The sequence below is a fragment of the Bacillus sp. Marseille-Q1617 genome (genome assembly GCF_903645295.1).
GTDB lineage: Bacteria > Bacillota > Bacilli > Bacillales > Bacillaceae_B > Rossellomorea.
The window spans coordinates 1,150,189-1,175,067 of the sequence record NZ_CAHJXM010000001.1; the positions used below are offsets into that span (position 1 = coordinate 1,150,189).

At 42.7% G+C, this 24,879-nt stretch carries 24 protein-coding genes; 17 read left to right on the forward strand and 7 right to left on the reverse strand.

The window, feature by feature from the left end:
- Positions 1–179: 179 nt before the first annotated feature.
- Complete coding sequence (locus tag HWX64_RS05785) at positions 180–1,481, reverse strand: NCS2 family permease (protein ID WP_175988072.1); 1,302 nt, start codon at positions 1,479–1,481, stop codon at positions 180–182.
- A 191-nt stretch (positions 1,482–1,672) separates the two neighbouring features.
- On the opposite strand from HWX64_RS05785, the gene HWX64_RS05790 reads away from it, so the two are divergent.
- On the forward strand, positions 1,673–3,319 hold the full coding sequence (locus tag HWX64_RS05790; protein WP_175988074.1) for a M20/M25/M40 family metallo-hydrolase: 1,647 nt from the start codon (positions 1,673–1,675) through the stop codon (positions 3,317–3,319).
- 57 nt (positions 3,320–3,376) lie between these two features.
- On the opposite strand, the gene HWX64_RS05795 is transcribed toward HWX64_RS05790, so the two are convergent.
- Positions 3,377–3,988 (reverse strand): nitroreductase family protein, encoded by a 612-nt coding sequence (locus HWX64_RS05795; protein WP_175988076.1) that lies wholly within the window; start codon positions 3,986–3,988, stop codon positions 3,377–3,379.
- 149 nt (positions 3,989–4,137) lie between these two features.
- Here HWX64_RS05795 and HWX64_RS05800 point away from each other — a divergent pair, with 149 nt between their 5' ends.
- Complete coding sequence (locus tag HWX64_RS05800) at positions 4,138–4,461, forward strand: helix-turn-helix domain-containing protein (RefSeq protein WP_175988078.1); 324 nt, start codon at positions 4,138–4,140, stop codon at positions 4,459–4,461.
- A 38-nt stretch (positions 4,462–4,499) separates the two neighbouring features.
- Here HWX64_RS05800 and HWX64_RS05805 read toward each other — a convergent pair whose 3' ends face one another.
- Positions 4,500–4,637 carry a hypothetical protein gene (locus HWX64_RS05805; RefSeq protein WP_175988080.1) on the reverse strand — a complete coding sequence of 46 codons (138 nt, stop codon included), beginning with the start codon at positions 4,635–4,637 and terminating at the stop codon, positions 4,500–4,502.
- A 128-nt stretch (positions 4,638–4,765) separates the two neighbouring features.
- On the opposite strand from HWX64_RS05805, the gene HWX64_RS05810 reads away from it, so the two are divergent.
- The 7 genes from HWX64_RS05810 (at position 4,766) to wrbA (ending at position 13,505) form a co-directional block, all read left to right on the forward strand.
- Positions 4,766–5,725 carry a LacI family DNA-binding transcriptional regulator gene (locus tag HWX64_RS05810; RefSeq protein ID WP_175988082.1) on the forward strand — a complete coding sequence of 320 codons (960 nt, stop codon included), beginning with the start codon at positions 4,766–4,768 and terminating at the stop codon, positions 5,723–5,725.
- A gap of 315 nt (positions 5,726–6,040) precedes the next feature.
- Entirely contained in the window at positions 6,041–6,499 is a 459-nt protein-coding gene (gene mscL / locus HWX64_RS05815) for a large conductance mechanosensitive channel protein MscL (RefSeq protein ID WP_175989658.1), read from the forward strand.
- A 90-nt stretch (positions 6,500–6,589) separates the two neighbouring features.
- On the forward strand, positions 6,590–7,525 hold the full coding sequence (locus tag HWX64_RS05820; protein ID WP_175988084.1) for a RimK family alpha-L-glutamate ligase: 936 nt from the start codon (positions 6,590–6,592) through the stop codon (positions 7,523–7,525).
- Positions 7,526–8,121: 596 nt separating this feature from the next.
- Complete coding sequence (gene helD, locus HWX64_RS05825; RefSeq protein ID WP_175988086.1) at positions 8,122–10,392, forward strand: RNA polymerase recycling motor HelD; 2,271 nt, start codon at positions 8,122–8,124, stop codon at positions 10,390–10,392.
- 140 nt (positions 10,393–10,532) lie between these two features.
- A complete protein-coding gene (locus HWX64_RS05830) occupies positions 10,533–11,504 on the forward strand; it encodes a sensor domain-containing diguanylate cyclase (protein WP_175988088.1) in 972 nt (323 codons plus the stop codon).
- Between the two features lie 147 nt (positions 11,505–11,651).
- Positions 11,652–12,482: an aldo/keto reductase gene (locus HWX64_RS05835; protein WP_175988090.1), complete on the forward strand. Its 831-nt coding sequence runs from the start codon at positions 11,652–11,654 to the stop codon at positions 12,480–12,482.
- 408 nt (positions 12,483–12,890) lie between these two features.
- Positions 12,891–13,505 carry an NAD(P)H:quinone oxidoreductase gene (wrbA, locus tag HWX64_RS05840; RefSeq protein WP_175988092.1) on the forward strand — a complete coding sequence of 205 codons (615 nt, stop codon included), beginning with the start codon at positions 12,891–12,893 and terminating at the stop codon, positions 13,503–13,505.
- A 268-nt stretch (positions 13,506–13,773) separates the two neighbouring features.
- Here wrbA and HWX64_RS05845 read toward each other — a convergent pair whose 3' ends face one another.
- The gene (locus HWX64_RS05845; RefSeq protein ID WP_175988094.1) at positions 13,774–14,664 is read right to left on the reverse strand and encodes an RluA family pseudouridine synthase; all 891 of its coding nucleotides are present in this window, start codon (positions 14,662–14,664) and stop codon (positions 13,774–13,776) included.
- Positions 14,665–14,839: 175 nt separating this feature from the next.
- On the opposite strand from HWX64_RS05845, the gene HWX64_RS05850 reads away from it, so the two are divergent.
- Entirely contained in the window at positions 14,840–15,235 is a 396-nt protein-coding gene (locus tag HWX64_RS05850; protein WP_175988096.1) for a YhcU family protein, read from the forward strand.
- A 219-nt stretch (positions 15,236–15,454) separates the two neighbouring features.
- On the opposite strand, the gene HWX64_RS05855 is transcribed toward HWX64_RS05850, so the two are convergent.
- Together HWX64_RS05855 and HWX64_RS05860 are read right to left on the reverse strand one after the other, a co-directional pair.
- Positions 15,455–15,922 (reverse strand): co-chaperone YbbN, encoded by a 468-nt coding sequence (locus HWX64_RS05855; protein ID WP_175988098.1) that lies wholly within the window; start codon positions 15,920–15,922, stop codon positions 15,455–15,457.
- Position 15,923: 1 nt separating this feature from the next.
- Positions 15,924–16,349 carry a disulfide oxidoreductase gene (locus HWX64_RS05860; protein ID WP_175988101.1) on the reverse strand — a complete coding sequence of 142 codons (426 nt, stop codon included), beginning with the start codon at positions 16,347–16,349 and terminating at the stop codon, positions 15,924–15,926.
- Between the two features lie 313 nt (positions 16,350–16,662).
- On the opposite strand from HWX64_RS05860, the gene HWX64_RS05865 reads away from it, so the two are divergent.
- The 7 genes from HWX64_RS05865 (at position 16,663) to HWX64_RS05895 (ending at position 24,270) form a co-directional block, all read left to right on the forward strand.
- Positions 16,663–18,204, forward strand: a complete 1,542-nt coding sequence (locus tag HWX64_RS05865) for a bifunctional GNAT family N-acetyltransferase/carbon-nitrogen hydrolase family protein (protein WP_175988103.1) — start codon at positions 16,663–16,665, stop codon at positions 18,202–18,204.
- A gap of 141 nt (positions 18,205–18,345) precedes the next feature.
- Positions 18,346–18,831, forward strand: coding sequence for a hypothetical protein (locus HWX64_RS05870; protein WP_254871048.1), 486 nt, complete (start codon positions 18,346–18,348; stop codon positions 18,829–18,831).
- A gap of 150 nt (positions 18,832–18,981) precedes the next feature.
- Positions 18,982–20,715, forward strand: coding sequence for a phospho-sugar mutase (locus tag HWX64_RS05875; protein ID WP_175988104.1), 1,734 nt, complete (start codon positions 18,982–18,984; stop codon positions 20,713–20,715).
- Positions 20,716–20,853: 138 nt separating this feature from the next.
- A complete protein-coding gene (locus HWX64_RS05880) occupies positions 20,854–21,576 on the forward strand; it encodes an SDR family oxidoreductase (protein WP_175988106.1) in 723 nt (240 codons plus the stop codon).
- Positions 21,577–21,941: 365 nt separating this feature from the next.
- On the forward strand, positions 21,942–23,057 hold the full coding sequence (locus tag HWX64_RS05885) for a GAF domain-containing sensor histidine kinase (protein ID WP_175988109.1): 1,116 nt from the start codon (positions 21,942–21,944) through the stop codon (positions 23,055–23,057).
- A 10-nt stretch (positions 23,058–23,067) separates the two neighbouring features.
- A complete protein-coding gene (locus HWX64_RS05890) occupies positions 23,068–23,703 on the forward strand; it encodes a response regulator transcription factor (RefSeq protein WP_175988111.1) in 636 nt (211 codons plus the stop codon).
- Between the two features lie 24 nt (positions 23,704–23,727).
- A complete protein-coding gene (locus tag HWX64_RS05895) occupies positions 23,728–24,270 on the forward strand; it encodes an NADPH-dependent FMN reductase (protein ID WP_175988114.1) in 543 nt (180 codons plus the stop codon).
- Positions 24,271–24,597: 327 nt separating this feature from the next.
- Here the strand turns inward: HWX64_RS05895 and HWX64_RS05900 are convergent, their stop codons facing one another.
- Positions 24,598–24,852 (reverse strand): YhdB family protein, encoded by a 255-nt coding sequence (locus HWX64_RS05900; RefSeq protein WP_058298714.1) that lies wholly within the window; start codon positions 24,850–24,852, stop codon positions 24,598–24,600.
- Positions 24,853–24,879: the final 27 nt, after the last annotated feature.

Sequence of the window (24,879 nt, forward strand, 5' to 3'; positions counted from 1 at the left end):
CGGATTGAGTCCGGGCGATTTTGTTAAAAAGTTAAGAAATAATTTTAAATTTGAGAATTGTCCAGCTTCAGCTCCTAGCCCCTCGAGAAGTTTCAGTCCGCCCACTGAAGTCAAAGAGCGACTTCACCAGTCGGCCCTAAAGCGCTTGTCGGGGCTGCACAAGGCGCTTTCGCTTTTCTTTAATGAGGCAGAAAGGCCAGCTGATAGAAGAATAATACCGCAAAGATGTAGACAAGCGGATGTACCTGCTTCCATTGTCCTTTGACCACTTTCAATAACGGGTAAGAGATGAATCCCAGTGCAATACCTGTTGCAATGCTTGATGTCAGAGGCATACTCAGGATGATCAGGAATGCAGGGAAGGCTTCATCGAGCTCATCCCATTTAATATGAGAGATGCTGCCCATCATTAAACTGCCGACAATGATCAGCGCTGGAGCTGTGATGGCCGAAATCCCAGAAACGGCACTTACCAGCGGACCGAAGAACGCGGCTGCAATGAATAGAATCGACACTGTCAAGGTTGTTAATCCTGTTCTGCCGCCTGCAGATACACCTGCTGAAGACTCGATGTAGGCGGATGTAGGACTTGTACCGAACATTGCCCCGACTGTCGTCGCAACTGAGTCTGCCAATAGTGCTTCACGTGCCCTTGGCATTTGGTTGCCCTTCATCAATCCTGCCTGCTGCGCAACGCCGATCATTGTTCCGGTCGTATCAAAAATGGTTACGAGCAAGAAGGAGAATACGACTGCATAAAGCCCATATTGCACCACATCTGCAAAAGCAGTCAGCGGATTGCTGATGATGAGGCCTTCCGGGAGATGCGGGATGGCAAAGATCCCTTTATCAAAAGAAAGCTCCCCCGTAAAATAAGCAATCAATGCTGTCACGATCATCCCGATGAATAGTGCCCCGTGGACATTCATCACCATAAGTACAAGCGTCACTGCCAATCCGGCAAGAGCCAGAAGTGCAGAAGGAGAATGCAAATCCCCGAGCTTCACCAAATTGGTAGGATGGGCTTCGATCAGTCCTGTCAAGCGCAGTCCGATGAATGCGATGAACAGACCAATTCCTGCGGTGATTCCGTGCTTTAAATTTTGAGGGATTGCTTCGATTAATTTTGCCCTGAATGGTGTAAGTGAAAGGATAACAAATATGATACCTGCAACGAATACAGCTGAAAATGCCACAACATATGAAATATCTTCATTCGCCCCAACAACCGAGTAAGTAAAATATGCATTCAATCCCATGCCTGGAGCAATTGCAATCGGGTAGTTTGCAAATAAGGCCATCCATAATGTACCCACAACGGCTGATATAATGGTTGCCAGGAATACTTGATCAAACGGTACACCGGCATCCGCCAAAATGATCGGGTTGACGATCACGATATAAACCATCGTAAGGAAAGTCGTCAAACCAGCCAGTATCTCAGTTTTTGGAGTCGTTCCATTCTCTTGTAATTTAAACATTGTGATACCTCCATAAAAACGAACATTAAAAACACACAACTAATATAATATTCGGTATTAGGATTGAATTCAATAGTTTATCCAAAAAATAATAAAAAAATAATTTTGAAACCCCTTCCAAATGCTGTGCTTTTTCGTTAAGATGTTATCAATTATAGAGAATATTTTTGAGGGAAAGGAGCGGTACTAACGTGTATTTACAGCTGAAAGACAAACCAATCTCCGAGCAGATTGAACTCATCACACGATCCTTAGTCGCTCTGAAAAGTTATAACGGTACAGACGGTGAAGGCCGAAAAGCGCATTATATATATGAAATTATCCGGTCATTTCCGTACTTTCAAAAGCATCCAGAAAAAGTGTGGCTGCAGGAAGTTCCAAATGACGGGGTCGGTCGTCAGAATGTTTTTGCTCTTCTGGACGGTGAAACGTCAAAAACATTATTATTCCATGCCCACTATGATACGGTAGGCACGGACGATTACGGCGCCCTGCAGGACATGGCACATGACCCGGATTTTCTTCAGAAATTCTTTATGGACTATGAAGGAGAAGAAAAAGTAAGGGAAGATGCCCTTTCAGGGAATTGGCTGTTTGGAAGGGGAGCTCTGGATATGCAAAGCGGCATCGCCGTTCACCTTGCAAATCTGCTTCATTATTCGGAACAAAGCAAGCCTCCAGAGGGGAATCTTTTATTTTTGTTCAACGGTGATGAGGAAAGTGAACACGCAGGGCTGATTGCAGCTTTAACAGAGCTTGACCGCTTAAAGGCTGCAGGCTTCGATTACTTGGCAGCCATTAATACCGATTTTATTTCTCCCATTTATGACGGGGACTGCAAGAGATATATTTATACTGGGGCAGCCGGTAAATTTCTTCCTGGTTTTTATATTTACGGGAGGGAAGCTCATGTTGGTGATGTTCTGACGTCCATTGACCCGACTGCGATTGCCTCTAAAATCAATTTGGAGGTCAATCAGAATCTCGATTTTGTAGAAAAGATACCAGGTGAATTCACACTGCCACCGTCCTGCCTCTATTTTAAGGACGATAAGACGGCGTATAATGTTCAGACACCTCTTTCCACGTCTATTTATTTTAACTATTTTGTTTATGAAAAGACGGCCCGGGATGTGTTATACCAAATGAAGAAAGCAGCCCTGGAGGCGGTGGCACAGCTTGAACAACGGAGTAAAGAACAGTATGAAAGTTACCGTCATTATCACAATTTCCCTGAGCGGGAGCTGTCCTGGCAGGTGGATGTTCTTACATTAAGAGAATACATTTTCTGGCTGAAAGAAAGGGGGCTTGATCCGGAGCCTGTCATGGAGGACGTGTTTCGTGATCATGAGGGTGAGGACAGACGGACAATTGCCTACAAAATGGTAGAAGCCCTTCAGCATCTCGATCCTGACAGAACGCCAAGAGTCATCATTTTCTTAGCCCCTCCGTTTCTGCCGCATAACTATTTGAATGAAGAAAATGAGTATGGAAAGAAAGTAAAGGAGGTCCTGAACCGCTGTCTGGGTGAAATTTCCCGGGAGACAGGAGAAGATTTCGTAGTCAAACGCTTTTTCCCATATCTTGCAGATGGAAGCTTTTTGTCTCTTCATGAAGAAGATGAAGATATCGAAGTGATTAAAAAAAATCTGCCGATGATTGATGATCTGTATCCGGTCCCGATTGATACGATCCGAAAGCTGAATATCCCTTCCATTAATATAGGTGTCTATGGAAAAGACGGCCACCAGTGGACGGAACGGGTATATAAGCCTTATACGTTTTCTGTACTCCCGGAGATCATTCAAAGGGTAACAAGGGATTTATTGAATATATAATGAGAATGAAACATTCAAAATCAAAAGCCACATCGTTTAAAGCGATGTGGCTTTCTATTATTCAGCCCAGTCGATTAAGTTACGGATATCCAGGCGGTCTGTTTTTCGTGCTTCCTTAAGAGGTTTGCCGATTGTGATCAACATGATCGGTAAGTAACGTTCGGAAATATTAAATTGTGAAACAAGTGCCGAAGGGTTGAAGCCGCCGATCGGACAAGTGTCCCATCCTTTTGCCTTGGCTGTAAGCATTAACTGCATGGCTGCGAGTGATGCGTTGCTGAATGCGGCATCCCTTGGATACTGGTCGCGGCTGTATGCCCCTTTGATTTGTTTCGTCAGGATTTCTTTTAATTCTGTAGTCATTTCACCTTTTTCAACTGAGGGATCTAGTACAGGGTCGATATTTTTGTCTGCTTCAAGATCACCCAGAACGGCAACGACTGCTGACGCATCAACGACTTGCTGCTGATTATACGCGATAGGCAGCAGGCGGTTCTGAACTTCTTTTTGATCAAACACAAGGAATTTCCAATGCTGCAGGTTCCATGCGGATGGAGCTTTCCCTGCAACCTCAAGAATCTCTACCAATTCTTCACGAGGGATTTCCACTTCTGGATTGTATACTTTTGTGGAGCGGCGTTCTTCTGCCACCTGAAAGAAGTTTGTCATGATTATGCCTCCTTGATGTGAGAAAAGTGCTATAATATAGGGTATATCTGGATGTTGCTTACTTTTTGTAAGTAGCTTATAACATGACCACTATAACGGACGTGTTTTTTTGCGTCAAGCAATGAGACTTTAAGGAAGTGTGAACCATCATGAAATCAACCATTTGTCCTAAATACGAAGCAGCTTTTTCTCTATTGGGAAAACGCTGGGTCGGCATGATTATAAGAGTATTATTTGACGGAAGCTGCCGTTTTAAAGATATGAATGAGAGAATACCGAATATCAGTCAAAAAGTTCTGGCGGACAGATTGAAAGAACTGGAAGGGTGCGGCCTTGTCCAGCGTAAATATTTGGAGGATAAGCCCGTGAAAATCATGTACAGTCTTACAGAAAAAGGAAGAGATCTGCAGCCGGTGCTTGAATCTGTCCATACATGGGCGGGAAAATGGATGAAATCATCCGGCAAACAGTGAAAAACTGCTCCCCTCAAAGGAAAGCAGCTCATTCAGCATTACATATGTCTTTTAAATAATGAATCAAACGGATCTTCAACATCTGTCCTGGTGAAAAAATCAATGGGCTCCAATGCCAAGTAGCTGCCCCCGACTATGATGATACAAAGAAGGGGGAGATATAAAATACCAAGCATATCGCATCCTCCTTGCCTTTCATTATTTTAATGCGTTAACCTTATCTTGACTATAATCTGTGAAACGCGTTTCAGAGCAAGCGCTTATGGCAAAAAAATAATAATCCTTAATAGAAGGGGAAGCCATCGTGACAAATATCCGAAAAATAGCCCAACTGGCCGGTGTCTCGGTTTCAACCGTCTCAAGGGTATTGAATGATCACCCTTACGTAAAAGAAGATAAGAAACGGAAAGTGATGGACGCCGTTAAAGAACTGAATTACATAAAAAACGCGAATGCCGTTCACTTATCCAAAGGGAAAACCTATTCTATAGGTGTGGTCCTTCCTTTTTTGAACCTTCCTTACTTTGGGGAGGTACTGCAGGGAATCGCCGGAGAGGCATTGAAGCATGGATACCACCTGCAGATTTTTCAAACCGATTATGAAAAAGATGCAGAACTTGATGCGTTTCACCGCCTCAGGATGAAAGAGGTGGATGGTCTTATCATCACATCGAGGGCGAATTCCCTCGATACACTTTCTCCATTGATGGAGGGGCTGAATGTCGTTTTCTGTGAAAACCTTCATGGGGTGGAGAAAAAAGTGTTCATCAATCATTACGAAGCGATTCGAACCGCGATGGATCAACTTCATTCAAAAGGCCATACTGACATTGGGTTGTGCCTGCATCGGACTTTCGGTACCAATAGTGAAGAGCGGGTCCGCGGGTTCTTTGATGCGGCCGAAGCTGCCGGTAATGAAATGAGGGAAGAATGGATCTTCAATGAATGCATCCATCTTCAGGATGGAAGGGATGTGGTTGAACAATGGGTGGCTTTAGAGAAAAAGCCTTCTGCCCTCATTGTCACGAGTGATCAGGTGTCGGCCGGGATCGTATCCGAAGCGGGGAGGAAGGGCATCCGCATTCCAAAGGACCTGGCAATCCTAAGCTTTGATAATCATCCTATATCCGATGTCTTCGATATCACCTCGTTCGAAGTGCCAATCAGACAGATGGGAGAAGAGGCTTTTAAGCTGTTTCTGGAGAAAGGTCGTTCATCTCCTGTAATCCTTGAAACTGCCTTGCACGAGCGTGAAACGGTGTAATAAGTGTTGTAAGCTGAATTCTGGGTAAAATTATATTACACTGGGTAAAGGGTACATCAAAGGGAGGCGTGTCATTATGCTTGGAAATAAAGATGAAAAAATCCTGGTCATCGTCATGTTTGTTGTTGCCTTATTCCTTCTTTTTGCGATTGTAAGAAAGTATATTATGTAGAATGTCGATAACAAGCCGATCCGGAATACGGGTCGGCTTATATTTTTGTCAGCAGCTCATCGGCGGCCGGAAAAATACGATTGTCCTCATACCCTGCTGATTTCTGCCATATGATTTAATAAGAAACGGCAGGTGAAGGGATGATGTGGACAGAATTTAAGCAGTTCATTTCCAGGGGGAATGTAGTGGACCTTGCCATTGCGGTGATTATAGGGGCAGCATTTGGGAAGATTGTAGAATCTCTCGTTCAAGATATCATGATGCCCATTGTCGGCATATTATTCGGCGGCATTAATTTTGAAGGGCTGACCTTGAAAGTGAAAGCTGAGGTGATTGAAATAGGAAAGTTCATCCAGACGACAGTCGACTTTCTCCTTGTAGCTGCCAGTATATTTTTTATGATCAAGCTCTTTAACCGCCTTAAAGGAGGAGAGGAGCAATATAAAGTCAAACAGACCACCAATCTCGAAGTTCTTCAGGAAATTCGGGACCTGTTGAAGGTGGAGAGGACAAGTGAGCCTCTACAACTGAAAAGTGTTCAGCCGACCATAACTAAAAGCGGTATGAAAATTCAAATAAAAAATAAACGGAATGTGAAATGAACAGTCGATTTTGACAGTAATCCTACTTTTATAGTAGGATTACTTTGTATTTTAACGGATTTTTGATCTTATAAAAAATGAGGTAATGTTATGGAAAAAATTTATGTCATACATGAAAACAGTGAATGGACCGATCATTTGACATTTCGTTTGAATGAACTGGAGCTGCCATACGAGGAATGGTTTCTCGATCAAGGGGTTGTCGATTTGTCGGAAATCCCTCCAGCCGGCGTATTCTATAATAGAATCAGCGCCTCATCACATACAAGGGATCACCGCTATGCACCGGAATTGACAGAAAGTGTTCTGTCCTGGCTGGAACGTCATGATCGAAAAGTATTGAATGGGACACGTGCCCTGCGGCTGGAAGTAAGCAAAGTGAATCAATATATGGCTTTGAATGCAGCCGACATCAAAACCCCAAAGACCATTGCGGCTGTCGGAAAAAAACAGATCGTCGAAGCAGCAGAAAAACTGGGGAAGGATTCGTTCATCACTAAACACAACCGTGCCGGTAAGGGGTTGGGCGTACAATTATTCCATTCAGTTCAAGCGTTAGAGGAATACGTTTACAGTGATTCTTTTGAGGAACCATTGGACGGTACAACCTTGATACAGGAATATATTCAATCTCCTGACTCTTCCATTACCCGATGTGAGTTTGTCGGCGGGAAGTTTCTATATGCCGTGCGCGTGGATACGTCTGAAGGTTTCGAACTTTGTCCGGCTGATGCGTGTCAGATCGATGACCTATTTTGTCCGGTCGGAGAGAAGGAAGAGACACCAAAGTTTCAGGTGATCGATGGTTTCGAAGACGAAATCATTTCTAAGTATCAATCTTTCCTCATGGAAAACAAAATAGATGTCGCCGGCATTGAATTTATCAGGGATGCTGATGGCACGATCTATACGTATGATGTGAACACGAATACGAACTATAACAAGGATGCTGAACTGGCTTCGGGTAAATTCGGCATGCTTGAGCTTGCAAAATACTTGGGAGAAGAGTTGGACAATATTAAATAAATTACATCTGGATTGTGGGCCTCCTCTTTATAGAGGGGGTTTTTTGTGTTTTAGATAGACCATTTATTTCGATTTGGAAGTGAAATGGAAAAACGGATGATTTACTTGGGAAACTCGAAGATTATTGGAGAAAACTCGAAGATTTTCAGTGAAAACTAAAAGATTATTGGCAAAAACTCGAAGATTCCTGTTGAATTTAATGAAGGAAAAGAATTTTTCACCTTATATTTTGGAAGAACGGTCGAATCGAGTATCAAAATGACCTCATTTTGAACTTTTGCCCTCCATTTTTGTGGTTTAGGTTATTCATTCTTTCTAAAAAGCTAAAATTCTAGCATTCAAAAAAGCCAAAACACCATTACAGCCGGATCACCTTTATGACACCCGCCTCTTACCAAAGCCCCTGCGCATTTCGTATTGAAACTTTACCAATTATCTGATAATATATATTTCTGCTCCCAAACGCCTACATAATTTTTACAGATTTCGATGAGTCACATTTAACGTGTTAGACCGCACGGGAGTCGTTACCCCGGCGGCATGATTAAGACGTTTTTTTCTCCATTGCGTAAAACCACATTTGAAAGGAGAAAGCTATGACGAAGGAATCAGCATTACACCCCGATTTTTCAAATGAATCAGAACGCCTGGAATTCACAAAGAGGTATATTGATGTGGTGATTGAAACATCACAGTCAAGCAAAGAGAAGTACAAAGAAAATATGGAAAAAGCTTTTGGAGATGTCGATTGGGGAGAGTCCAGTGCTGCCTACATCGATATTCTTACCAACTCAAGCTTTTTCGAAATGTCCAAAGAAGAATTGGAATCCCTTCAAAAAGCGAAAAATAAGCCTTATTTTGCCCGAATCGATTTTAAGAATGAGGGTTCTGATAGAACCGAAAAGCATTACATCGGGAAGACGTCTTTGTACCAGCGTGAAAACCAGGAGCAAATCATCGTCGACTGGCGCTCACCGATCGCGAATCTTTACTATGAAGGAAGGATTGGCGATGTCTCATATGAGGCGGAGGGAGAAATGTATGAAGGTGACTTGTCCCTAAAGCGCCAGTATATGATTGAAGACGGGTACCTTGAAGAAATCAGGGACATCGACCTGACCACCACTGACGAACTGCTGCAGGATTCCTTGGCAAAAAGTTCGAGCAATCGATTGACAGAAATCATTTCCACCATTCAAGAAGAACAGAACAGGATCATCCGGGCCGATCTGAACAAGCCGATTATCGTTCAAGGGGCTGCAGGAAGCGGGAAAACAACCATTGCCCTTCACAGAATTTCCTACTTTATTTATAACTATAAACAGCATTTTGATCCGAGGCAGTTGATGATCCTTGCTCCGAGTAATCTGTTCATCGACTACATTTCGGAAGCATTGCCTGAGCTCGGAGTGGAAAGAGTGAGGCAGACGACTTTTTCCGATTATGTCATGACCTGTCTCGAAAAGAAATTGAAGCTCGTTGAGGATGACAAACTGATCAGGCTGATTGAGCGAAATCATGATGTTGAAGTTAAAAAGGCTTCGTGGATTTCAGGATTTAAGGGATCAAAGACATTCAGAAGGATCCTCGATCACTATATTGAAGAAATCGAGAAAAGGTTTTATCCAGCGGACGATTTCTATGTGGATAAATACAAACTATACTCCGCAAAGAAATTCACGCATCTTTTCAAAGAAGAATACACCTATATGCCGATGTACCGCCGGCTTGATAAGCTGAAATCCTTATTGCAGAGCTATGTGCGTACAAACAAGAAGCAGATGATCGAGAAAGTTGAAACGTTCTTTGACGGGAAAATTGAAAAGGCACTCTACCAGCGGGCCAATGCCGGTAATCGTAAAGAGTATATTTCGAAAGCACTGGATAAGAAGGCTGAGCGGCTTGATGAAGTGAAGAAGGCTGTAAGGACAAGTGTCTCTCAGTATATGAAACAATTTGAAAAGAAAAACCTGGAACAGTACTATTCAGACCTATTTTCTGATCCGGAACGGCTTGTGGAGTACTCCAGCGGCGAGCTGGATTTAGTTCAAGCACAGGATCTATGCTTCTACACGTCGAACCTCTTGATGAAGAAGAAATACGAAGTGGAGGATCTAGCGCCCCTTCTGTACTTGCAGACCCATCTTTTCGGGATCGACAAGTTTTATAAAGCTAAAAACATCGTGATTGATGAAGCGCAGGATTATAGTTATATGCAGCTTTATGCGCTGAAAAGGGCCTTGGAAACCGATATGTTTACCCTGGTGGGGGACCTTGCACAGGGAATCCATTCTTACAGGGGGCTGCAGGCATGGGATCCGGTCTATCGGGAAGTGTTTCCCAGGGCCACTTATACCGAGCTCCAAAAAAGCTACCGTACCACGATTGAAATAATGGAAGAGGCAAATAAGCTATTGAGACTTCTGCCTCATGAATTTCCAAAGGTGAATCCGGTGGTAAGGCATGGAGAAGCGCCCGACGCATATACGTATATAGACAATGAGGAGATGGCCGGCATCATTGCCTCAAAAGTTAATCGAGGAAAAGAAAAAGGCTTTCAAACCTTCTCGGTCATCGGGAAAAGCATGAAAGATTGTAAGATGATCTATAAAATCCTGGAAGAACAAATGCCCGGAAAAGTGAAACTTTTGGAAGAACAGGAGTCGATCCCAAAAGACAAAATCGTCGTTGTGCCTTCCTACTTGTCAAAAGGATTAGAGTTTGATGTGGTCATGATTACCGTCATCGACGAAGTGTTCAGCAGTGAAAACGAACTGGATATCAAACTGCAATACGTTGCCATGACGCGTCCGCTGCACCAACTTACCTTCATAGGAAAAGACCTGAACCAATTCATCAACAGATAGGATGGCTGCCAGCCCGTCCATCAGTGCTTAAATGCATTGATGGACGGGTTTTTAAATTATAGGTAATTTGTCACGGTTTTGTAGTATAATAGATTTGAAGAATTTGGTTAAAGGACTTTGAGTGAAGGAGCTTGCTTTCTATGTTCTCTGCTATTTCGATCACGCTGATTGCAGCAACTGCAGTGACCGTCTTGATCCTGATGGTCTTTTTCTGGAAAGTGGTTATGCATTATAAACAAAAAGCAGCAAGTTTTGAGAAAATTTTTCAGCTTGTAGAACGTTCTCAGGATATAATCTATCATTTTGAAATCAAGCCGGACTTCGAGTACAAATACTTGAGTCCCGCCATTGAAAAAGTATTAGGGGCCGATTTAATAGAAGAAAGTAAAAAAAACCCTTTAATCGCCTTTGATAGAATCCACCCGGATGATTATAATATCCTGCTAAGGAAGATTTCCGGAAAGCTGGATTATACGAAGCCTGTAAGGCAGCGCTGGAAAAATGATGAAGGAATATATATTTGCTTCGAGGAATTTGTTACGCCTATTTATGAAAATGGTGAATTGACAGCGGTACAGGGGATTATCAGGAATGTGGATGATAAGGTAGCCCTTCAAAAAGAACTAGAATACAAGGCCACCCATGACTCGCTGACGGATTTATTCAATCGGGAATTCTTTGAATCCTTAATGCAGAAATATAACGACTGTGAAGATATTTCTACAGGTATGATCATCTGTGATCTTAACAACCTGAAACTGATAAATGATCGATATGGACATAAAATGGGTGATCGGTTGATTGTAGAGACAGCAGGCATCCTTAAAAAAGTATCTGCTGATCATATCTCAGTATCGAGAATTGGTGGAGATGAGTTTGCAATACTTATCGAGCATTGTTCACCAGGATCCCCTGACGAACTGACCCACCTTCTTCAATCTACTATCCATAGCTTTAATCAAAACAGTACCGAATTCAAATTAAGTATGGCGATGGGCAATGCCCATTCGGAATCCTCAATCGGCAGGATGGAAGAACTCTTTAAACAAGCCGATCAACGGATGTACCGAGAAAAACATCATCATAACATGGCCCGTCCTTCTATAAATTAGAGGGACGGGCTTTGCACCTTAGGTTTAGGCTCTGGTTTTCATATCTCTATATTATTTAATTATTCACCTCCGAGTAATTAGACTGTAATCATAATATTCGCCTTCCTGCTAACAGGTTTAGTAAAATATAGAAAGGAGGGATGCACTATGTTAAAGAATCTGCAAAGCAAAAAAACGTTACATAATGGGATTGAAATTCCTTACGTGGGGCTGGGAGTTTTCCAAATGAAAGATCCCCGTGAGACGGTTGAGGCTGTAAAGTCGGCTATTGAAACTGGATACCTTTCAGTCGATACGGCGGCTGTTTACGAGAATGAGGAAAGTGTCGGACAAGGTGTAAAAGAAAGCAGTGCCAGAAGAGAAGATCTATTCATTACGTCAAAGGTATGGAACAGTGATCAGGGCTACGATACTACGTTGAAAGCATTCGAAACAAGTTTAAAAAAGCTGGATATGGATTATATGGATCTTTATTTGATTCACTGGCCTGTTGAAGGGAAATACAAGGATACGTGGAAAGCCCTTGAAAGACTTTATAGTGAAGGGCTCGTGAAATCAATCGGGGTAAGCAACTTCCATCAGCATCATCTTGAAGACTTGATGAGCAGCAGCAATGAAAAACCGGTGATTAACCAAATCGAATGCCATCCTCGTTTAAATCAGGAGAAGCTTAGAGCTTATTGTCAGGATGAAAATATTGCAGTGGAAGCGTGGTCCCCAATCGCACAAGGAAGAGTCCTTGATGAAACGATTCTAAAACAAATCGCCGAAAAGCATGGAAAGTCCGCAGCTCAAGTCATTTTGCGCTGGCACCTGCAGAACGATGTCGTGATCATTCCTAAATCGGTTCATTCAAACCGCATCAAGGAGAACGCTGATTTATTCAATTTCGAACTCTCTACAGATGAAATGAACCAAATAAATGACCTAAACCAAGACGAACGCTTCGGACCAGATCCGGATAACTTCGACTTTTAATTTTGAAGGCCCGTCCCACCGAATTAAAGAGGTGAGGGACGGGCTTTAAATTTATATTATCTGTTGACAGGGGAGGAGGGGATGATATACAATTATCTCGAAATCGAAATAAATATCTTTGAGATATTTTTTTTGGGGTTATATCTCAAATTCAAGATATTCAATTGAAGGATAAATGAATTTGAAACGTTTTGTTTGTGATTTCAATGGGAAGAAGGTAAAGAGGAAGTTTTTAGTGTATGAAGAAGCATTTGACTATTTGAGGCAGTTTTGTCGATTGTCCTGTATGTGATGCTTTAGTAATAGAAATGAAAATGCAGGTTTATGCTTGATAGCATACCCGCATACTAACTTATGTGTATCACCCATTTACTATATATTTTAGGAAAAAAGGAGAGATTTTTTATTATGTCTAACGTAAAATTAGCGATCATGTATTACAGTTCTACAGGAACGAACTACCAAATGGCAAAATGGGCTGAAGAAGCAGCAAAGGAAGCAGGAGCGGAAGTGAAATTACTTCGCTTTGAAGAAACGGCTCCCGAAGCAGCTATCTCATCGAATCCAGCTTGGGAAAAGCATTACAATGAAACAAAAGACAGCGTTCCGACAGTCACTCTTGACGATTTAGAGTGGGCAGATGCATACCTGTTCAATGTACCCACACGTTTCGGAAATGTCCCGTCTCAGGTGAAATCCTTCCTCGATACAACTGGCGGCCTTTGGTTCCAAGGAAAACTGGCTAACAAAGTGGTGAGTGCAACGTCCTCTGCAAGCAACTCGCATGGTGGTCAGGAGCAGACCGTTCTGGCGCTCTACACCACTATGATGCACTGGGGTGCCATCATCGCTGCACCTGGATACACGGATGAATCATCATTCGCTACTGGAGGAAACCCATACGGTACAAGTGTAACGGTTGACCAGGAAGGTAATATGGTAGAAGGCGTAGAGCCAGCTGTAAAGCATCAGACCCGCCGTACGATCCAAGTAGCGGAAGCGATCAAGAACGGATTGAAATAATAGGAAAGAAAGAGTACCCGGCTGAAGCAGCCAGGGTGCTCTTTTTTTGCGGGCAATTATAAGAAGGCGGCATGGTCTATACCGTTTCGGTTTGTTTTGTTGATAAACTGATATTTTCGTTGATAAACCCGGGAAAACGTTGATAAGTCTGAGAAAACGTTGATAGCCCCGAAAAAACGTTGATATATCAATATTCACGTCTGTAACACCAATCCACCAACATCCCACTAAAAAAACCGCTGCAAAAGCAGCGGCGCAGCCAAAAAGATTATTTCGACAAGCCAATATCATCCAGACATTCAGCCTCACACTCAATTCTTTCACCTGTCAAAGGATGAGGAAATGCAATCCTTGCAGCATGCAAAGCCTGACGCCTAAATACAGGTTTACCCCCGTACAATGTATCTCCTGCTAATGGATGTCCGATATGACTCATATGGACCCGGATTTGGTGGGTACGCCCTGAATCCAGGACCACTTCTGCAAGAGTCATATTTCCCCTGTCTTCTAATACTTTATAATGTGTGACTGCTTTCTGACCCGATGGAGAGATTCTTCTTCTTGTGTTGTGATGACGATCCCTGCCTATTGGCTCGGAAATGGTGCCTTTCTTCTGCTTGAGCCTCCCGTGGACGAGTGCCAGATAAGTCCTTTTCACTTTACGCTCGATAAGCAGCCGGTCAAGAATTGCTTTGCTTAAAGGATGTTTAGCGAAAATGATTGCTCCGGAAGTGTCGCGGTCGAGCCTGTGAATATGCATCACCCTGCAGCTTTCTCCCTTTGCCTGAAAATGATAGGCGATCAGGTTTGCAAGGGTATCCGTATCACCTGGCTGGTTGGGGTGGGTATCTATGCCGGCAGTTTTATTTACGACAATCAAGTGATCATCTTCATAAAGGATATGAAGATCACCATAAGAAGGAGGGACATCATAGTCCGTTTCTTTGAATAGGGTGATTTGGAGAAGGTCGCCGGGGGATAACGACTTATCCCATGGAAAATACTCGCCGTTTACTTTGATGTCCTTGTCCATTCTCATGGAATGAATGAGTTTTTTAGGGGCATGCCAATGATTCTTAAGGATGTGATCTATCGTTACATTTTTCCAATTGGCTGGTATCACTACTTGGTAGAGTGAACCTTTTCTCATTGTTTTCATCAAAAAGCTCCTTTAAATGACAAAAATCTTATACGTTGATGGGTATTTAATCCCATTTAAGCACCTGTTTTACCAAATTCATGGGTATAATTACCACACTTGAGGGGTCATATCTATGTTATTCTAAGTGTATCTATTACAGAGAGATTACAACCATTACAAAGGTGGGTTATTGGTGAAGGTATTACTAGCTGCAACACATGAACAGGATACAAAAATCCAGGAATTAATCAGTCATATGTATTGTACTATTTTCCCTGATTATTTCACAGACGAAGAAATAGAGCAATTTGAAGATATGGAAATTTTACATACGACAAATAGAAACTTTGAATATTGCGGTACATTGAAAGAAGCGTTCCAAGTGATTTCCAGTCTTCAGACGCTGATTTCAATCGTGGAATGCGGGGAGAGAGACGAAGTTTATGAGGATATGTTCTATCATAATGTTCAAATCCTGCAAGGGTTTGGACTATTCTTTCCGTTGTCTTTCGATCAGTTTACAGATGAATCGGAATGCAAACACTCGCTAAGCGTTTATTCAAAAGCAGCCAACCAGCTGTTAATTTAGTGATTGTTTAGAAAATTAGATTAATACGTTTTATCTTTGTCCGAGCGGGGAATATATCAAGTAACCAATTTTAATTTGAGGATACAGTGTATCTTCTCTTGAAATTCCTCCTCATGGATAGGGACTGGCGAATGACTCGCCGGTCCCTCTTTTTTTGGATAGTGAAGGCCCGCCTCTCCAGTTTTAAAGCATGGAGGGACGGGCCTTAAACATTTAAATTTATTTCACATTCTTCTCAAAGAAGCTTCTGAATTCTTCTTCAGGCTGACTTCCGACAACACGGTCGACTTCTTCACCGTTTTTGAAATGCACTAGGGTAGGTGTGGCTTCAATTTGATAGTCCGTCCAGCCCTGCTCGAATTCCAGTACATTGTATTGAACCATGTCCACTCCCATTTCATCAGCAAGTGGAGCAAGGACAGGTGTGGTCTCTTTACAATGAGGGCAAGTGGAGCTATAGAAGTACACCGTCACATCTTCTTTATTTTCAAGCTTTTTATCAAGTTCTTCCGGGAGGATGACGTTTTGATAGTTGGGATCATCCAATAATTCCACGGTAGCAGGGTGAAGCTCGTCTTTTTTGAATTTATTTCCTTCTGCTTTTTGACTGTTCTGCATATTGGTCACGATGGCGATTGCAGCAAACAGTCCGATGACAACGGCTAAAAAGATAATGATTTTCTTCAAATTAATGATCCTCCTTTAGTGCTTTAAGCGTTAACAGACTTGCAATGAAGATGATACTGAATCCTGAAAGTGCCAGGAAGGGAATGGTCATGAACCCCATCCAATTTATGTATTCGCCTGTACACGGCACGCGACCGCATGAAGGGGCGCTTTCGGAAAGAAATGATATCTTTTGAAGGGAGTAATGATAAATAGAAATAACCAGTCCAATTCCTGAAAAAATCAAAGAGTATAATGCAACTTTGAAATCTTTACGGACATAGGCAACCCCCAGAAGAATAACCAAGGGATACATCAGGATACGCTGATACCAGCATAACTCGCATGGCTCATATTTCATCACTTCTGAAAAATACAAGCTGCCGAGGGTGGCTGTAAGTGAGGCGGCCCATCCAAGGAAAAGAAGGGAATCTGCTTTTTTATTCATAAGGAAATCCTTTCTTGACGCATTTTTCTCTTACTATTATAAAGGTAAAACCATCCGTTCTGTTAAGAAAAGATGACCGTTTTTTATTATTTTTTGGTTAGGTATCTTTCCCCATTACTATATAGTAAGTTTTATTACACATTTGAGCAAATCATTTGCGCAACCCGGGGTTCAAAATCCTTCTAAAATGATTCTTTTTTTTGGTAAAATAATATAGATTGCTAACCAGACTTTATTTTCATGCACTCATGAACTTCGTTTTACACGTGCATGATAAGGGTATAACAACAGCGTACAGAGGAGTGATTTATAAGTGGCAGAAAAACTGGACTTATCTCAATTTGAAAAGAAAATGATCATACGTCCAATGGAACATAAGGACATCAAACATATAATCAGCATGCAGGAAGTTTGCTTCCCGGGCATGGAGCCATGGAAGGTGGAACACCTGGAAAGTCATTTGGATGTATTCCCGGATGGCCAGCTGGTGGCAGAACTTGATGGTGACATTATCGGATCCTGCTCGAGCTTGATTATTAACTTTGACGAGTACGATGATCGTCATACCTGGGATGATGTCACGGACAACGGATACATAACCAACCACAATCCCGACGGATATAATCTTTATGGGATCGAAGTGATGGTCCACCCGGATTACCGCCGGATGAAAGTGGGGCACCGCCTGTATGAAGCACGTAAAGATCTTGCGCGTCAATGGAATTTAAAGAGTATCATCATCGGGGGGCGGATACCGAATTATTATAAACATTCAGATGAAATGTCCCCGAGGGAATATGTGGATGCGGTAGGCCGGCACAAAATTTATGACCCTGTTCTGTCATTCCAATTACTGAACGGATTCACCCTGATGCGTATCAATCCGAATTACCTGCCGGATGACAAACGGTCGCAGAAATATGCTACATTGATGGAATGGAATAATGTTGATTACCGTCCTTCAAGCAAGCGTCATTTTAAAACGAGTTATCCTGTACGGATTTGTGTGGTGCAATATATGATGCGTAAGATTAACTCGTTCGAAGAATTTGCAAATCAGGTAGAATATTTTACCGACGTAGCTTCTGATGCAAAGTCAGATTTTGTGGTATTCCCTGAGATTTTCACCACACAGCTCATGTCGTTTCTGAACATTAAATCCCCAAGCCTTGCAGTGAGGAAGCTGACTGATTTTACGGAAGAATATATTGAGCTCTTCACAGACTTGGCTGTCCGTTACAATGTCAATATCATCGGGGGATCTCACTTTGTTAAGGAAGAGGATGACGAAATTTATAATATTGCCTATTTGTTCCGCCGGGATGGAACCATCGAGAAGCAATATAAGATTCATATTACCCCAAATGAACGAAAATGGTGGGGTATCAGCCCTGGTGATTCAGTGAGGGTGTTTGATACAGACTGCGGTAAGATTGCCATACAAATCTGTTACGATATTGAATTTCCTGAACTTGCCCGAATTGCAACGGATAAGGGGGCAAAGATCATCTTTACACCATTCTGTACAGAAGACCGCCAAGGCTATCTGCGCGTCCGTTACTGTGCGCAGGCACGTGCTGTTGAAAACCAGATCTACACGGTTATTTCAGGTACAGTCGGAAACCTGCCGCAAACGGAGAACATGGATATCCAATACGCTCAATCGGGGATCTTTGCACCGTCTGACTTTGAATTTGCGCGTGATGGGATTGTCGGTGAAACCAACCCGAACATCGAAATGGTCATGATTGGGGATGTCGATTTGGAAGTGCTCAGGCGCCAACGCCAGTCCGGCACGGTCCGCCAGCTTAAAGACCGCCGACATGACGTATATGGTGTGAATTATAAGAAATAGTGCAGATTGAAAGACCCAAGGAACCAGATTTCTTCCTTGGGTCTTTTTTTGTATGGTTGAGGAGTATTTTCATCATGCAATGCTGAATAATTCATGGACCCCTGAAAAACAATAAACAATCAGAGTTGTTGAGGAGGGTTTATGTTGGTCAACAAACTTATACTTTGGTTCATTCTAATTGCCCCTTGGTTAACATTGTTCTTTTTGAAAAAAGAAGTGGTGAAGCGATTTATGCCAGTTTCACTCCTTGCCTCGTTCATTATGCTCGTTTATAATCTTGTGGCTGAAAATCAGAACCATTGGATCATAAATGTTTCGATCATCCCTTCCTTGGAGCCAGCTTTTGTGTCAGGTGTTTTTGGCGCATTCCCAGTCATCACTTTGTGGATATTCCGTTTTACTTTCGGGCACTTCTGGAGATATGCTGTGACAAATATTATTGCAGATTTTATGTTTGCTTTCTTTCCTATTCATTATGTATTACAAGATGTATTGGGGATTTATAATTTGATAAACATTACACCATTTGGAAGGTTCATTCTATTTATCACATTTGCCATGATTCTTTATGGTTTTCAGGTCTGGCTGGAGAAGGGGGATGACCCCCTGCCAAGGAAAATCCAATAGTATAAAACAACTTAATACTCCCCTCCCCCTAACGAAATTATGCTAAAATAAGAACGGTTACATCGTGTCGGAATGTGACGGAAGGTTTTAAAAGGAATGCGGGTAACTATGATAGAATTAATTATTATACAGCATTAGGAGGGGATCGTTATGAGTTGGCAATCAGCGTGGAAGAAGTGGAGTGACTATTTACATATCGATCGTGAAATAAACGATCATTTAGCTTCAATGAAGGAAGATGAAAAAGCATTGGAGGACGCTTTCTATAAGAACCTTGAATTCGGGACTGGCGGAATGAGAGGGGAAATCGGTCCTGGAACCAATCGCATGAACATATACACGGTTCGTAAAGCTTCAGAAGGTTTGGCCCGATATATTGAAAATGAAGGGGATGAAGCTAAAAGGAGAGGTGTGGCAATCGCTTACGATTCACGTCATAAATCTCCGGAGTTTGCAATGGAAGCAGCGAAAACACTTGCGACTCATGGTATTCAAACCTATGTATTCGATGAACTTGCCCCTACCCCGGAGCTCTCATTTGCACTCCGGTATTTACATGCATTCTCAGGTATTGTGGTGACAGCAAGTCATAATCCGCCTGAGTACAATGGATACAAAGTATACGGTGAGGACGGAGCACAATTGCCTCCGCATATTGCAGACGCCGTCATTGATAAAGTGAACGAAGTGGAAAATGAACTTGAAATTGAAGTCAAATCCGAAGAGGAATTGAAATCACAAGGTTTGATTAAGATGATTGGAGAAGAAATCCACCAATCCTATCTTGATCACCTGATTTCCATTTCAGAAACGCCTCAAATCAGCAAAGAGGTGGATTTGAAAATTGTGTTCTCACCTCTGCATGGAACGGCTCTCAAGATGGCTGAAAGAGGTTTGAATGCCCTCGGTTATGAACAGGTCCATGTTGTAAAAGAGCAGGCAAAACCCGATCCTGAGTTTTCGACTGTGAAATCTCCGAATCCAGAGGATAAAGAAGCTTTCGAACTGGCTATCCGTGATGGAAAAGAAATGAATGCTGATATCTTAATTGCTACAGATCCAGATGCAGACCGCTTAGGGGTTGCCGTTAAAGGGAAAGACGGGGAATATGTCCTTCTTACCGGAAACCAGACAGGTGCCGTGCTCATGAACTATATTCTTTCCCGCAAGCAGGAAAAAGAGATGATTCCTGCTAATGGACGTGTCTTCAAAACGATTGTCACTTCTGAGTTAGGAAGAAAAGTGGCTGAACATTACGGTGCTTCGGTTGAAGACGTTCTGACAGGCTTCAAATTCATCGGAGAAAAGATCAAGAAATATGAAGAAACCGGTGAATATACATTCCTGTTCGGTTATGAAGAAAGCTACGGCTATCTGATCGGGGATTTTGCACGTGATAAAGATGCGGTCCAAGCCGTATTGATGGCTGCAGAAGCGGCAGCATATTATAAAAAACAAGGCAAGACTCTGTATGATGTTCTCAACGAACTATATGAGCGTCATGGCTACTATCAGGAAGGGTTAAAGAGCCTGACCCTGAAAGGGAAAGAAGGGGCAGAGCAGATTCAGGGTATCCTTAAGAAATTCAGAGAGAAGCCTTTGGCTGAAGTGGCAGGTCTAAAAGTTTTATCAGCCGAAGATTATAAGACAAGCAAAAAAGTGGAACTCTCTACAGGAGCAGAAACAGCCATCACGCTTCCCGCTTCGAATGTATTGAAGTATTTCCTTGAAGACGGTTCATGGGTGTGTCTCCGCCCATCAGGTACAGAGCCGAAGATCAAGTTCTACTTCAGCGTCATAGGCAAAACCCAGGGGGAAAGTGACAAGAAATTAGCTTCCTTGACTGAAGATCTAATGGATAAGGTAGAAAGTATCATCCAGTAACCTTAAAAGGTCCGCCCTTATCACTTTGAGGGGACGGGCCTCGTTTTCTTTTCGGGTTGATGCATTCGTATAACCTTGCTCGGGTAAGAGATGCTAGATAAGAGATGGATACAACATGGATAAAAAGGAGAATGAAGTATGTTAAAAGACCAAGTGGCAATCATTACAGGCGCGTCCAGAGGAATCGGGCGTGAAATTGCACAACAATTTTCAAAAGAAAGCACGAAACTATCACTGGCAGGCAGTTCTGAAGATATACATAAAGCAGCTCAAGATCTGAAAGAGAGCGGATTTGAACACGTGATTTCCATCCAGGCGGATGTGTCTAAAGAAGAAGACGTCCAAAAAATTATTGATGAAACACTTTCTTCATACGGAAAAATAGATATTCTGGTCAATAATGCGGGTGTTGGATTCTTTAAACCGACTGAAGAAGTAACCGCAGAAGAGTGGAAGAAAATCTTCGATGTAAATGTCCAAGGTGTCTTCCTGTGCTCAAAAGCTGTTCTGCCGCATATGAAAGAACAAAAATTCGGCACGATCATCACCATCTCTTCAGATGTGGCACGATACACCATCCCTAACGGATCGGCATATGTGTCGACTAAATATGCAGTCCAGGGCTTCTGCGGTTCACTTGCACAGGAAGTAAGAGAGTATGGGATAAGGGTCGGTACCATCAATCCTGGTATGGTCGATACCTACTTTGCTGAATCGAAGCAGGGTCTTCCTGAAAAAGAAGACTGGCTGAAGGTAGAGGACATCGCTAAATCTGTCATTTACATGGCTTCGGCTCCCAAGCATATGCTGATTGACGAGATCAAGATCCATCCATTTGCACAGGATTATCCAATTGCATAATTTCTACTGAGGAGCGGTGAATCATGCCGCTCTCTTTTTTTTTGGAAAGTGTGCGATATTAGGCGTTTTTTTGTCGAACGGTCGATATCTTTTATTTTTGGTCGATAAAATCAAAATGGACGATAAAAATAGAAATCGGACGATAAAAAATCATTTTAGCCGATAAATAAAAAAAACGGACGATATCTATTGATAAAGTACCAACACCCACTTAAAGCCCTTACAAAAAGCAATTAACGACCCAAGATATGCAAAGAACAAACGTTTTCAGTCAAAAGTCGTAGAAAAATTCCTTCTTTCTTAGAATATCGAATTCCGTTCCTGAACTGTATACTAATAGTAAGAGACTAGAGAGGACGATGACAATGAATGAGGAGGCACTTTCAAATATCGAGCTTTTAAAAGAAATCGCCGAATTTCTTAATAACGAAACCGACCAGTGTGATATGCTCCATGGTGCCTTGAAGAAATTAATCAAAGGCACGAGCTTTACGACAGGATGGATCTTTTTTATTGAAGAAGGCGGAAAGCATCAGCTGGCGTCTTATGAAGATCTTCCGGAATCGCTGAAACATAACGGTTGTGAATTGATGCATAACGGCGGGTGCTGGTGTGTCAATCGCTTTCGCAAAGGGAAGCTGACGAAGGCCTCGAATATCATCGAATGTCAACGGATAGAAAAAGCCATCGAAGAGAACAGGGGAAAAACCGACGATATCACCTATCACGCCACAGTCCCCCTGCAATCCGGTGACGAAGCTTATGGATTGTTGAATGTAGCGGCTCCTCACAAAACCCATTTTTCAAAAGACGAATTGGCACTGTTGGAATCAGTCGCCTTTCAAATTGGCTCAGCGATAAAACGGATTGCCCTCACTAAAAAAGAACAGGAAGTTGCACTTCTTGCGGAAAGAAACAGGCTGGCAAGGGATCTTCATGACTCTGTGAATCAATTACTATTCTCGCTTACCCTGACAGCCAGAGGCGGTGCTGAGATGACAAGTGATGAAGAAGTGAAGGAAACGTTTCTAACCGTTCAGACCCTCGCCCAGGAAGCTTTATCGGAAATGCGCGCCCTTATCTGGCAGCTGCGGCCCCATGGACTGGAGAATGGGTTGGTGGAAGCGGCAAAAGGCTATTCTGAAATGCTCGGCCTGACTCTCGAATCACGTGTGGAAGGCGTCATTTCTTTAAGTTCCAAAGTCGAAGAAGTCCTCTGGAGGGTCAGTCAGGAAGCACTGAATAACTGTAAAAAACACTCAGGTGTGAAGAATATCAGCTATCTTTTAAAAGACGATGGAAATATGATTGCCCTTTTGATAGAAGATCAAGGCTTCGGATTTCAATACGATGAAGGACAGCCGCTTCCCTCCATCGGGATTGAAAGCATGAAGGAACGGGTGAAGAGCCTTGGGGGAACATTTCATTTAAAGAGTGCACTTGGAAAAGGAACAATATTAATGGTGAAAATACCATATTAGGAGGACCGGTATGACGATTCGTATCTTGATTGCAGACGATCATCACGTAGTGAGAAGGGGGCTTGTTTTCTTTTTAAAAACTCAAAAGGATTTAGAAATTGTAGGTGAAGCAAAGAATGGGGCAGAAGCCGTTGAATTGGCGGATAGCTTACAGCCTGACCTGATCTTGATGGACCTCATGATGCCGGTCAAGGATGGAATCGAAGCAACGAAAGAAATCAAAAAGAAGCATGGCAGCGGCATCCAGGTTCTGATGCTGACGAGTTTTTCAGATCAAAACCATGTCATCCCTGCAATCGAAGCCGGGGCCGCGGGATATCAATTAAAGGATATTGAGCCGGATGAGCTGGTTGCAAGTATCAGAAAGCTTTTATCAGGGGAAAACTCACTCCATCCCAAAGCCACCAATCATCTGCTGACGAGAATTTCAAAACAAGACCCCCCACATAAAATCCATGCTCTTACAAAAAGGGAAAAAGATGTTTTGGTGGAGCTGACGAAAGGGAAGAGTAATAAAGAAATTGCTTCAAGCTTGTTTATAACGGAAAAGACGGTCAAGACCCATATATCAAACATATTCTCAAAGCTTGAAGTATCTGATCGGACACAAGCGGCACTTTATGCAGTGAAACATAATCTGGCTTGAAAAACAGAAAGGACGATTTAAACAATGAACATCGTGATCATTAATGGAAGCCCGAGAAAAAGGGGACGCACAGGCATTGCAGCCCGTTTCATGGCAAGAACCTATAATGCTGATTTGATTGATCTCAGTGATGGGACACTGCCTCTTTACACTGGTGAACAGGAGCAGGCGGAGGTTTCGTCCGTACAGTCCCTGAAACAAAAAGTGAAAAAAGCAGATGCGGTCATATTAGCTTCCCCCGAATATCACAGCGGCATGAGCGGGGCTTTGAAGAATGCACTCGATTTCTTGAGCAGCGAGCAATTTGCGCATAAACCAGTGGCACTGCTTGCGTGTGCAGGAGGAGGAAAAGGCGGGATCAACTGTCTGAACAACCTCAGGATAGTGGCACGCGGCGTCTATGCGAATGTTGTCCCAAAACAGCTTGTCCTCGATCCGCACTGCTTTGATTATGACCATGACGGGTTGTTGGAGGAGCCGGCAAAACTGGTGGATGATATGGTTCAGGAATTGAAAGTGTATGTGAAGGCGGCGGAGATTGTACAGAATGAAGCGCCTGCTAAATAATTGGTTGGCTGGAAACTGACGCAAGTTGTCGGTTTCTTTTTTTTAGTTTTGTGCAGGGTTTGGGAGGCTGGGTGTGGGTGAATAAGGTGATCCTTGTGGGATTGTCGATAGTCGGCATATTGCAAAGAAATGTCCACATTTCCAATATTGTGACCGCAAGACGAAAAATTGTCCGCAAAACAAAAGTTTCGTCCGCAAATCCCCAAAAATGTCCTCTAGCGTACCATTCACGATATAAATACCTATTTTACATAAAATCTGACTGCATGCACATACTAAAAGCTGATTCAGCATAGCTGAATCAGCACGGTTAGGTGGAATTCTCTTTTACATTTCTGCAAATGTTTCCTCTAGTGGTTGCTCGACACTGAAGGTGTAATTTGCATGTTCGATATAACGCAGTAGTGTGTAAAGATTCCGTTCAACAACGGTATAATCCTTTGAAAAGTGATAGGCGTGCAAGAATTGTTCAATTCTTTTCGAAAGGAGGTCATCCTTCGTCCTTACCATCAGAATAAGCAGGTTATCCCATTCTGATCGGTGGGTGTAGTACAAGGCCCGGTCATAATCGACTTTGTTCACTTTTATTTCCCTCCTTCTGAAGGGGGT